At 62.3% G+C, this 766-nt stretch carries 1 pseudogene; it reads right to left on the bottom strand.

What is annotated here, in order from left to right:
- A pseudogene (locus N4G42_RS25480) lies at positions 1–704 on the bottom strand (IS3 family transposase); the annotation flags it as partial.
- Positions 705–766 lie beyond the last annotated feature (62 nt).

The following is a 766-nucleotide window of genomic DNA, read 5'->3' as shown; positions in this document are numbered from 1 at the left end:
GGGAGCTTCAGGGTTGAAGCGCCGCTGCACCAGGTCAGGTGCCACCGGCAGGCTGTGGCGGCTGTCGGTGGTGACCACGAACTTGCGTTTCGTTTTGGCCTTGATGCCGTGCTGCTGCATGAGCTTGCGAACCCGGTCTTTGCCCACCCGGATGCCTCGGGCCACAAGCTCCTTGTGCATGCGTGGCCAGCCGTATTCGCCCTTGACCTCGGCGTGGATGGCACGGATGTGCGCCAGCAGGGCTTCATCGCTGTAGAGTCGGCCAGGGCCGCTGCGGCCATGACCATCCTCTCGCCGGCGCAGCCAGTTGAAGTACCCGCTGGCGCTGACCTCCAGCACCCCGCAGGACACGCTCACCGGGTAACGGTACTTCATTTGGTCAATCCAGGCGTACCTCGCAGCGTGTCCTGCGCGAAGTACGCCGCAGCTTTTTTTGCGATGTCGCGCTCCATGCGAAGGCGAGCATTCTCGGCGCGCAGCCGGGCAATCTCCATCTGCTCGGGCGAGACTTTGGTCGCCTTGTCGGCGCTGCCAACGTCGTTCAGCTCTCCCTTGGATGACAGTCGCACCCAGTTGCCCAGACTGGCCTTGGGAATGCCCAGCACCTTGGCCACCACCGCAATCGCCTGGCCAGCTCGCACCTGCCGAACCGCCTCCAGTTTGAACTCCCGCGTGTACTGCGCACGCACTTGCTTGTCACTCATTGCTCAACTCCTTGTCGGTATTTTCAACAAGGGTTAAGAACTCCACTTTTCAGGGGCAACCT

It is taken from the genome of Acidovorax sp. K2F (assembly GCF_025246485.1).
GTDB lineage: Bacteria > Pseudomonadota > Gammaproteobacteria > Burkholderiales > Burkholderiaceae_C > Acidovorax > Acidovorax delafieldii.
This window is presented reverse-complemented; position numbering and strand designations above follow the sequence as displayed.